General features: G+C 65.0%; 8 protein-coding genes and 1 pseudogene. 6 read left to right on the top strand and 3 right to left on the bottom strand.

The window, feature by feature from the left end; all coding sequences use genetic code 11:
* Positions 1-77: 77 nt before the first annotated feature.
* Positions 78-1706, top strand: a pseudogene (locus tag OKC30_RS07780) (LTA synthase family protein); the annotation flags it as partial.
* A 55-nt stretch (positions 1707-1761) separates the two neighbouring features.
* Here OKC30_RS07780 and OKC30_RS07775 read toward each other — a convergent pair.
* A complete protein-coding gene (locus OKC30_RS07775) occupies positions 1762-2232 on the bottom strand; it encodes an Lrp/AsnC family transcriptional regulator (RefSeq protein ID WP_010672715.1) in 471 nt (156 codons plus the stop codon).
* 149 nt (positions 2233-2381) lie between these two features.
* Here OKC30_RS07775 and OKC30_RS07770 point away from each other — a divergent pair, with 149 nt between their 5' ends.
* Positions 2382-2900, top strand: coding sequence for a phosphatase domain-containing protein (locus tag OKC30_RS07770; protein WP_010672714.1), 519 nt, complete (start codon positions 2382-2384; stop codon positions 2898-2900).
* 6 nt (positions 2901-2906) lie between these two features.
* Here OKC30_RS07770 and metA read toward each other — a convergent pair whose 3' ends face one another.
* Positions 2907-3854 carry a homoserine O-acetyltransferase MetA gene (gene metA / locus OKC30_RS07765; RefSeq protein ID WP_010672713.1) on the bottom strand — a complete coding sequence of 316 codons (948 nt, stop codon included), beginning with the start codon at positions 3852-3854 and terminating at the stop codon, positions 2907-2909.
* Between the two features lie 144 nt (positions 3855-3998).
* Here metA and OKC30_RS07760 point away from each other — a divergent pair, with 144 nt between their 5' ends.
* Entirely contained in the window at positions 3999-5243 is a 1245-nt protein-coding gene (locus OKC30_RS07760; RefSeq protein ID WP_270663323.1) for an HD-GYP domain-containing protein, read from the top strand.
* Between the two features lie 28 nt (positions 5244-5271).
* Entirely contained in the window at positions 5272-6447 is a 1176-nt protein-coding gene (locus OKC30_RS07755) for a CinA family nicotinamide mononucleotide deamidase-related protein (RefSeq protein WP_160836820.1), read from the top strand.
* On the opposite strand, the gene OKC30_RS07750 is transcribed toward OKC30_RS07755, so the two are convergent.
* On the bottom strand, positions 6444-6959 hold the full coding sequence (locus OKC30_RS07750; RefSeq protein ID WP_010672710.1) for a metal-dependent hydrolase: 516 nt from the start codon (positions 6957-6959) through the stop codon (positions 6444-6446). The genes OKC30_RS07755 and OKC30_RS07750 overlap by 4 nt on opposite strands.
* Positions 6960-6996: 37 nt before the next feature.
* On the opposite strand from OKC30_RS07750, the gene OKC30_RS07745 reads away from it, so the two are divergent.
* Both OKC30_RS07745 and OKC30_RS07740 read left to right on the top strand, forming a co-directional pair.
* The gene (locus OKC30_RS07745) at positions 6997-7236 is read left to right on the top strand and encodes a hypothetical protein (RefSeq protein WP_160836822.1); all 240 of its coding nucleotides are present in this window, start codon (positions 6997-6999) and stop codon (positions 7234-7236) included.
* A gap of 157 nt (positions 7237-7393) precedes the next feature.
* Positions 7394-9058, top strand: coding sequence for a DUF342 domain-containing protein (locus tag OKC30_RS07740; RefSeq protein WP_333562677.1), 1665 nt, complete (start codon positions 7394-7396; stop codon positions 9056-9058).
* The last annotated feature ends 49 nt before the right edge of the window (positions 9059-9107 follow it).

Genomic DNA, 9107 nt, shown 5'->3' with positions numbered 1-9107 from the left:
CTCCTGCATGGAGACGTGATTAGATCACAGACGATCAGCCTGTTCAAATTTCATTAACAAAGTGCGATCCCGCCCTGGAATACGGGGTGCGCCCCAACCGTCTCTATGTGGAGTACCTCATCTATCCGAAGGAGGTGCTCTCCATGCTGTGGGCTGGCCGCAAGGGCGAGCTGCTGCTGGCCGTGATCTTCAGCGGTGCAGTGCTGGGCGGTGGCTGGTGGCTGAGCGGCCGCCTGGTGCGTGACCTAAGCTTCCCCCGCTGGTACTGGCGCCCCGCCTTCGCCCTGCTGATCCTCGCCGTCGGCTTCCTCGGCGCCCGCTCCAGTCTCGGCCATCGCGCCCTGAATCCGGCCATGGTGGCCTTTGCCGACGATCCCCTGGTCAACGCTCTCACCGTCAACTCCGCCTACTCCCTCTTCTTTGCCATCAAGCAGATGGGGGCCGAGGAGGACGCCAGCCAGTTTTACGGCAAGATGGCTGACCATCAGGTACTCGACATAGTCCGCGAGGAGAGCGGTCGTCCTCTCGGCGATTTCACCTCTGCCGATCTGCCGAGCCAGACCTTCAACACGGCCAGCTACCAGGGCAAGCCCAAAAACCTGGTGATCCTGCTGCAAGAGAGTCTGGGGGCCCAGTTCGTCGGCTCCCTCGGCGGCCTGCCGCTCACCCCGAACATCGATGCCCTGTCGAAAGAGGGTTGGGCGTTCGAGCAGCTCTACGCCACCGGTACCCGTTCGGTACGCGGCATCGAGGCGGTGCTCACCGGCTTCACGCCGACCCCGGCCCAGGCCGTGGTCAAGCTCGGCAAGAGCCAGACCAACTTCTTCACCATCGCTGACCTGCTCAAGCAGCGAGGCTATGACACCAGCTTCATCTATGGTGGCGAGAGCCACTTCGACAACATGCGCAGCTTCTTCCTCGGCAATGGCTTCACCACCATCGTCGAGCAGAAGGACTTCAAGAACCCGGTGTTCGAGGGATCCTGGGGCGCCTCGGATGAAGATCTGATGGCCAAGGCCAACGAGACCTTCGCGGCGCTGCACAAGAAGGGCAAACCCTTCTTCAGCCTGGTGTTCAGCTCCAGCAACCACGATCCCTTCGAATTCCCCGACAACCGCATCGCCCTGTACGAGCAGTCCAAGCAGACCCGCAACAACGCCGCCAAGTACGCGGACTACGCCGTCGGCGAGTTCTTCAAGAAGGCCAGGGCATCGGACTACTGGCAGGACACTCTGTTCCTGGTCATCGCCGATCACGACAGCCGGGTCGGGGGAGCCAGCCTGGTGCCCATCCCCCGCTTCCACATCCCGGGGGTCATCCTGGGGGACGGCATAGCACCGAGAAAGGACCCCCGCATCGTCAGCCAGATCGACATGGCCCCGACCCTGCTCTCCCTCATGGGCATCAGTGCCGACTACCCCATGCTGGGCAAGGATCTCACCCGCATGCCCGCCGACTGGCCTGGGCGCGCCATCATGCAGTACGACAAGAACTTCGCCCTGATGCGTGGCAGGGATGTGGTGATCCTGCAGCCCGAGCGGGCGCCGGAAGGCTTCATCTACGAGGATGCGACCGAAACGCTCACCCCGGCGCAGCAGCCGGACACCATGAAGGATGCCGCCCTGGGGCTGGTCCTGTGGGGCAGCCTGGCCTATCAGCAGGGGCTCTACCGGACGGCGCAGGACAGCCGGCTGGCTCTCAACTGAGGAACCGCCCACAAAAAAACCGCCCTCGGGCGGTTTTTTCTTGCGGCTCGCCCCGTCAGGGGTGGGGGAAGCAGGGAAGCGAGCGGCTGAACCTGTGCTCGAACACCAGGGAGGTCTCGAGGTGCACCACCTCTTCCCGGGAGGTGAAGTGATCGAAGACGAAATTGCGCAGGTGTTCGGTATCGGAGACGCACAGGTGCACCAGGAAATCATCCTTGCCGCCCATGTGGAACAGGCTGATCACCTCGGGCAGGGCCAGGATGGCGTCGCGAAACGCATCGATGATCTGGCGGCTGTGACGGGCCAGTTGCAAGGAGACCATGGCCTGGATGTGACCGCCCAGGGCCTGGTAATCCACCTCGCAGTGCGCCCCCTTGAGCACGCCATCCTGCTGCAGCTTGCGCACCCGCTCCAGACAGGTGGACGGCGCCACCCCGACCAGGGCCGCCAAATCCTTGTTGGTCATGCCCGCATCGCGAAACAGATGGGCCAGGATGTCCAAGTCCAGTTGATCCAGGTTTCTCATCTTTACTCCTTGCATCGCTCGATTTTTTTAGACTCTGCCCGTAAACCGGGCCGAACACAACGCAGATTGACATCGCCTCCGGCCCCTCTATGCTGTGCCGCACCCGCGGGATGCCGATCCCGTTGACCCCGACCACCACGAGGAACCCCATGCTCAGTGCCCATCCCTTCTGGAGCCTGGACGTTCCACGGCTCGACGGCCAGCTCCTGCTCACCCCCTGCCCCGGCAGCCAGCAGGTCCCCATGGCCGACGCCCTTGCCCAGTTGCAGTTGGCCGGTGCCGGCGGGGTGCTGACCCTGATGACGGTGGAGGAGCTGGCCCTGTGCGGGCCCCTCTCTCTCGGGCAGCTGGTGCAGGCCAGAGGCATGAGCTGGTTCCATCTGCCCATTGCGGATGACGAGGCACCGGATGCCGCCTTCGAACAGGCCTGGCCCGGGGTGCAACCCCGACTGCTCGCCCTGCTGCGCGAGGGACGGCACCTTGCCATTCACTGCCACGGAGGAAGCGGGCGTACCGGGCTGGCGGCCGCCCTGCTGCTGATGACCCAGGGGCTGCCCCAGCAGGAGGCCATGACCCTCATCCGGGCCAGACGGCCACGGGCCTTCACCCTGGCCTGCCACCGTCACTGGCTCGATACCCGTGGGCGGCGGCTGGCCGGAGCGGACTGATGGGCTCTATCCCTTGGGCTGCTGGTAGGTAAACACCTTGCCGATGTCTTCCACCTTGTAGCTGGTCAACTGGTAGACGTAATAGTTGAGCCAGTTGGAAAACAGCAGGTGACCGTGGCTGCGCCAGGTGGCGCGCGGGGTCTGGCTTGGGTCGTTGTTCGGGTAATAGTTAACCGGAATGACGGGGGTGAGCCCGGCCGCCAGATCCCGCCGGTATTCCCCATCCAGGGTCAGGGCGTCATATTCCGGATGGCCGGTGACGAACACCTGGCGACAATCCTTGGTGGCGGCCAGATAGACGCCCGCCTCTTCCGACTCGGCGAAGATCTGCAGATCGGTGTGGGCGCGGATGAGATCCCCGTCGAAGGCCGCATAGCGGGAGTGGGGCGCCACGAATTCATCATCGAAGCCGCGCAGCAGCGCCTCGTGCTCGTCGAGGCGGTGGTGGCGATAGACCCCGGAGAGCTTCTCGCCGTGGGTCTGCTTCTCCATGCCGTACAAGGCTTTCAGCGCCGCCTGCACCGCCCAGCAGAGGAAGAGGGTGGAGGTGACATGCTGATGGGACCACTCGATGATCTCGACGATGCGTGGCCAATAGACCACCTCCTCGAACTCCACCAGCCCGAGCGGCGCCCCCGTGATGATCATGCCGTCGTAGTTGTTGCCTCTCACCTGCTCGAAGTCGTGATAGAAGTTCTCCAGGTGCGCCTGGGGCGTGTTTTTCGACTCCCGATCGTCGATGCGCAACAGATCCACGTCCACCTGCAAGGGCGAGTTGGAGAGCATCCGCATCAGCTGGATCTCGGTTTCTATCTTCTTGGGCATCAGATTGAGGATGAGCACCCGCAGCGGGCGGATGTTCTGGGTGACGGCCCGGGATTCCGTCATCACGAAGATGTTCTCCTGCCCCAGCACTTCGGCGGCGGGCAACTGGTCCGGGATCTTGATCGGCATGCTGACTCCCTGTACTGCATCGGTAAATATGTCTGGACATCTAGAAGCCTATAATAAAGCGCTCCCGCTGTCATCAGATACCTTTTGTATTCACCCCGCCCTTTGACTAGCATACGGCTCAGTGTGTCCCTCGTGCCCAACCCCATGACAGGAATCAAGATCTCCGTAGAACGGCTGCAAGTCGGCAATTATGTCTCCCTGCCTTTGGGATGGCGTGAGCACCCGTTTCTGTTCTCCAGCTTCAAGCTCAAGAGCGAAGAGGAGATCGAGCTTATTCGTCGCCTTGGCCTCAAGCTGGTGACCATCATTCCCGACAAGAGCGACACGCCGCCCAAGCCCCTCGGCCAGACCCAGCCCCAGGCAGATGAGGTTGAGGGGGAGGGTCTCGTCGCCCGCCAGGAGGAGATGCAGCAGGAGAAACTGCGGCGCATCGAGCAGTTGCAGGGCTATCGCCGCGACCTGCAGCAGTGCGAGAAACAGTTCCGCCAATCCCTGGCCCAGGTGCGCAACCTCATGGGCAAGATCCAGTCCCGCCCCCTCAACGCCATCAGCGAGGCCCAGGAGCTGATCAACGCCATGACGGAGCAGCTCCTCTCGGTGGACGAGATGGTGCTGCACCTGGTCTCAAACAGCGATGATGGCAACAGCCTGCAGTTTCACTCCCTCAACGTCAGCGTGCTCAGCATGCTGCTCGCCCGGGAGTGCAAGTTGCCGGCCGAGGCGATCCGTCAGGTCGGCATGGGGGCCCTGTTCCACGACATCGGCAAGCTGAGGATCCCGAGCCAGATCCTGCGCAAGACGGAGCCGCTGACCAAGCCGGAGCAGAACCTGATGGCCCAGCATCCCCGCTACGGCCTGGAACTGCTGGGGCTGGTCAGCGATTTTCCGGAAGCGGCCAAGCAGATAGTGCAGAACCACCACGAGTATCTGGACGGCACCGGCCCCCAAGGGCTCAAGGGCGATCAGCTCGATTCCCTCACCCAGATCGTCTCCCTCATCAACGAGTACGACAACCTCTGCCACCTGGAGGCCAAGGTGCCCTACGCAGCCCTCGGCAGCCTCTACAAGCAGCGCAAGTCCCAGTTCAACGCCGATCACCTCGGCATGCTGATCCGGCTGATGGGGGTCTATCCCCCGGGCAGCGTGGTGCAGCTCTCCAACGGCCAGGTGGGGCTGGTGATGTCGGTCAACGCCTCCCGCCTGCTCTACCCCGCAGTGCTGGTATACGACCCCCGCATTCCGCGCCAGGAGGCGGCCATCATCGACCTCGACGCGGCCGGGCTGACCATCGCCAAGGTGATCCAGCCCAAACGCCTGCCCCCGGCGGTGTTCGAATACCTCAACCCCCGCACCCTGATCAGCTACTACTTCGAACACGGCAAGCCCTGAGAGGGCTGGCCCCACCCAAGGAGTCCCCATGCGCATCGAGATCATCAGCACAGGCGACGAGATAGTGACCGGCCTGGTGGTGGACACCAATGCCGCCTGGCTCAGCGCCCTCTTGCTGGAGCAGGGCTGGCAGGTGCGCCGCCGCGCCACCGTGGGGGACAACCTCGCGGATCTGACAGCCGTGCTGCAGGAGAGCGCCAACCGCGCCGAGGTGGTACTGGTGTGCGGGGGGCTCGGCCCCACGGCGGACGACCTCACCGCCCAGGCCGCGGCCGAGGCGTTTGACCAGCCCCTGACCCTGTTCCCGGACTGGCTCGCCACCATGGCCGAACGCTATGCCAGCCGGGGCCGCACCATGGCCCGGAGCAACACCAAGCAGGCCTGGCTGCCCCGGGACTGCGAGATCCTCGACAACCCGGTGGGCACCGCCTGCGGCTTTGTGGTCCGCCACCCGGCCAGCCACGGCCAGAGCCGGCTTTTCTTCACCCCGGGCGTGCCGTTCGAGTTCAAGCAGATGGTGCGCGAACAGATCATGCCCCGCCTCAAGGCGCTGGCCGGGGAAGAGACCGACACCGAGCTGCGCCGTTTCTACACCTTCGGCGTCTCGGAGTCCGCCCTCAGCGACATGCTGGATGCGGCCCCCTGGCCTGCCGGCATCGAGCTGGGTTACCGCTCCTCCATGCCCCTCATCGAGCTCAAGCTCATCGGCCACGGTGCCAGCACCGCCGACATGGACGCCGCCGAGGCGAGGCTGCTTGCGGCCATCGCCCCCTGGCTGGTGGGGCGTGGCAACGAGGCGCCTGCCAGCCAGATCCTGGCCTTGCTGGGGGAGCGGTCGCTGCACCTGCAAGAAGGAGAGAGCCGGGGCGCCCTGCTGACCATGTGTCACGGGCACCCGGCACTGACCGCCGGCTTCAGCCACACCCTGAGCGACGACCTCACTCAACTGGCAGTGCCCGACGCCCCCCTGAGCCTCACCATAGGCCGTGCCGGGCCGGACGGCGTGCCGCTGCTGCTCTGCGCCGACGGGCAACTGCACGGCCAGACGCTCAGGGTCAGCCACCCGGATCACGCGAGCGGTCGCCGGATCCTCGCCTTCGCCGCCCTCGACATGCTGCGCCGCCACCTGCTTGGGCTGCCGGTGCTCGCCGATTACCTCACCCTGACCCGAACGGCCAAGTGCCAGGAGGGCGCCCGGGGCTAGAAGTGAGCCAAGCCTGCACCGCCATGGACCCAGTACCCGGCGAGCGCCAGGGTCAGCAGGCAGAAGGCCCTCTCGTAACCCCCGCCGCTCTTGAGGGGCAGGCCGGGCAGGCGAAAGCGCCGACGCCAGGGCCAGAGCAGGGGAATGCCCATGGGGGTGAGCCAGTCCCCCAGCAGATGGCTGAGATAGCCCACGATGAGGGCATCCTTCACCGCCCCCGACAGCAACCAGGGGGCTTCCACCTGGGCCAGCCCCCAGACCCCCATCCCCACCGCCAGCAGGCTGTGGGTGAAACCGCGATGGCCGAACAGCCGGGAGAGCGGCCCCGAGATCCAGGGCAGTTGCCGCCCGAGCAGGGAACGGGGGTGATCGAGATCCGGCAGCAGGGCGCTCGCCAGGGCCATGGGGACGATGTGCCACAGGCTGGCATCGGCCAGGGCCGGAGTCAGTTCGACCTTGTGGGCAAGCAGGACGCAGGTGACGGAAAACAGCAGGTGGCCTTGGGCGGTCATGGGGCTCGTTCGGTTGGACAGAAAAAGGGGCTGATCGATGGCGACCAGGGTCCTCGCCCTGGGGCGGCGGCAGATTAAAATCCTTCTCTTCCTGCCTGGCAAGGTGATTTGCATCGCCTCCCTCAACGTGATGGACACTCTGGATAGCGAAAGAATAAAAAGTCAGCATATTGCGCTAAAAAACCGCAATGGAGCCCATGACATGGCCGGCTCCGCCCCTCTCCCGTCAGCCGATATTTCCTCAACCCGGCTCACCCATTTGCATTCAGATCATTGACCCGGAAGGAAAAATACCCGAATACTGCGCGTTGGATCCGCCCCGGCGGCATTGGATGCCGGCAAGGAGAGGCCCCGGCATGGGGCAAACCGGACAGGGACAACGAAGGAGGGCCCGGCATGGGGCAAACCGGACAGGGACAACGAAGGAGGGCCCGGTGTTAAGCAAAGCGTGGTTTCAGCTGTCGGCCGACATGAGCTATGTCTGCCTGCGCATCACCCCGGGCCTCACCGAGCCCATCCAGGAAAGCGACGTCCTGGCCCTGCTGCGACTCTCCAACTGTCGGCGCTACGAACCCCTCGGCGAGGGGATCCGTGAAGCCGTCACCCTGCTCAACGCCCTCATTGCAGAGCCGGATGCCCCCGCGCATCCGCCAGTCCCCATTGCCCGGCGCCAGGATGCCAGGCTGCTCATCCAGGTGGACAAGGACCAGATGAGCGCCAGGGCGCAGATCACCGCGGACTGGGGTGGTCAGCCCCTGACCCTGGCCCGGTTGCAGGAGGCCCTGGCGGCCAGCACGGTCAAGCAGGGGGTGAGCGAGCGGCTGCTTGCCGCCGCCATCCAGGCAGCGGGTGAGGCGGCACCCGGTGCCCAGCTCAATCCCGTCATCGCCCTCGGCAAGGCCGCCAGGCACGGCCTGGATACCCGCCTGGAGCGGCTGGTGGAGACCGCAGCCGAGCGGATCCTCAAACCCCAGGAGCGGGATCACGGCAAGGTGGACATGCGCGACCTCGGCACCCTGCTCACCGTCAAGGCGGGGGAGTTGCTGATGCGCAGGCACCCCGCCACCCAGGGCATCGACGGCTTCACCGTGACGGGCCAGACCCTGACCGCCCGCCACGGCAAGGAGAGCGCCATGACGCCGGGTGACGGCACCTGCCTCTCCCCCGAGGATCCGGACCTGCTGCTGGCGACACGCCCGGGGCTCCCCTGTCAGGAGCGTGCCGGGATGCGGGTCGATGAGGTGCTCAACGTCAAGCAGGTCGACATCCGCCACGGCCACGTCGAGTTCGAGGGATCCCTGCTGGTCACCGGGGACGTCATGCCCGGCATGCGCGTCAAGACCAGCGGGGACGTGGTGATCGGCGGCTTCGTCGAGGGTGGCTACATCGAATCCGGCGGCACCATCACGGTGCGCAACGGCATCATAGGGCGCAAGCTGGCGGACGACGAATACCTCTGCCACCTCAACGCCGGAGGGGAGATCCACGCCAGCTATGCCCAGTACGCCAGGCTGGAGGCCGATGGCGACATCCATATCCTGAGCCAGCTCAGCCACTGCTATTGCCGCAGCGGCCAGGATCTCAAGGTGGGGGACAGCGCCATGCGCAAGGGGCACCTCATCGGCGGCATCAACATCGCCAACCGGCTCATCATGGCACCGGTGCTCGGAGCCTCGGCGGCCAACCGGACCCGGTTGCAGATCCTCGGTGGCTATTTCAGCCAGAAGGAGCAGGAGCTGGCGCTGCGCCAGCGCAAACAGACCTGCGCCGAGCAGATAGACAAGCTGCAGGATCTCATCCTGCGGCTGCTGCAACTGCCCCGTGACAAGCGCAATCCCGAGACCCTGCAGAAGATCAAGGCGCTGCGCACCCGCCAGTTCGACGAGAGCAAGAGCCTGGACGAGCAGCTCGCCGAGGCGCAGCGGGAGCTGCAGGCGCTCATGGCCAACATGGACATCATCGCCACCCAGCGCCTCTTCCCCGGCGTCGAGGTGGAGATGGCCCACCACCACAACAGGGTCGACATCGAGCACGGCCCCATCCACTTCGCCATCCGGGAAGATCAACTGCAACTGACCCCCTACCAGGGCCAGCGCTGAGGGGCAACGTGCCCCCGCTTCGGCAGGCGGCGTGATCCCGGCGGCGATT

The sequence above is a fragment of the Aeromonas sp. QDB18 genome (assembly GCF_027705325.1).
Taxonomy (GTDB): domain Bacteria; phylum Pseudomonadota; class Gammaproteobacteria; order Enterobacterales; family Aeromonadaceae; genus Aeromonas; species Aeromonas caviae.
The sequence above is the reverse complement of the archived record's forward strand: the minus strand, read 5'-3'. Positions and strand labels throughout refer to the sequence as shown.

Bases quoted from the DNA above. Each gene is read 5' to 3' on its own strand.
- OKC30_RS07775 (WP_010672715.1), bottom strand. From the start codon at position 2,232: ATGAGAAACCTGGATCAACTGGACTTGGACATCCTGGCCCATCTGTTT.
- OKC30_RS07770 (WP_010672714.1), top strand. From the start codon at position 2,382: ATGCTCAGTGCCCATCCCTTCTGGAGCCTGGACGTTCCACGGCTCGAC.
- metA (WP_010672713.1), bottom strand. From the start codon at position 3,854: ATGCCGATCAAGATCCCGGACCAGTTGCCCGCCGCCGAAGTGCTGGGG.
- OKC30_RS07760 (WP_270663323.1), top strand. From the start codon at position 3,999: ATGACAGGAATCAAGATCTCCGTAGAACGGCTGCAAGTCGGCAATTAT.
- OKC30_RS07755 (WP_160836820.1), top strand. From the start codon at position 5,272: ATGCGCATCGAGATCATCAGCACAGGCGACGAGATAGTGACCGGCCTG.
- OKC30_RS07750 (WP_010672710.1), bottom strand. From the start codon at position 6,959: ATGACCGCCCAAGGCCACCTGCTGTTTTCCGTCACCTGCGTCCTGCTT.
- OKC30_RS07745 (WP_160836822.1), top strand. From the start codon at position 6,997: ATGGCGACCAGGGTCCTCGCCCTGGGGCGGCGGCAGATTAAAATCCTT.